Raw genomic sequence first — 565 nt, forward strand, 5'->3', positions numbered from 1 at the left:
TCCTCCGGGTAATCTGCTCGTGTCCGGCTTTTCGCTGGTTGCGGAGGACGGTAACGTCTTGCCTGGCAACCCACGCGTGCAGACGGCGACATTTCTCGCGGCCGGCAAAACGAACGACGTGTTGATCAACGCTCCGGCAACCGGCGCGCTCGCTCTGCCGGTATTCGACCGTGAGCTGAGCCTGTCGACCAACAATCAGCGCGACGGCGGGATGCAAGGCTACATCAGCATCAACGGCGGCGCGGCGCCGACGTCGGCAGCCGGCAACTCGGGCGCCGTAGCGAATCCAGATTCGTATTTCCTAGTGCCGGGCAATGCGCTCAATGTCGTGGCCCCTGGCCGAGGCGTCATGTCCAACGACGTCGGCGTGTTCGGCGTGCAGGTCAAGACGCCGCCAACGGGTGGCGTGCTCACGCTCAATCCGAACGGCACCTTCAATTACGTGCCGAACTCCGGCACGACGTCGGACAGTTTCGTGTACCAGGCCAACGGCAATCCCGCGCTCACTGCCACGGTGACGCTTGCCGCGTGCACCTCAGGTTCGAACTGTCTGTCAGGCACACCC

General features: G+C 63.7%; 1 protein-coding gene. It reads left to right on the plus strand.

Annotated features, from left to right (window positions below):
* A partial coding sequence (locus HV670_RS30430; protein ID WP_175108601.1) for an Ig-like domain-containing protein occupies positions 1–565 on the plus strand: 565 nt, incomplete at both ends.

Source organism: Pararobbsia alpina (genome assembly GCF_902859895.1).
In the GTDB taxonomy this organism is placed as follows: domain Bacteria; phylum Pseudomonadota; class Gammaproteobacteria; order Burkholderiales; family Burkholderiaceae; genus Pararobbsia; species Pararobbsia alpina.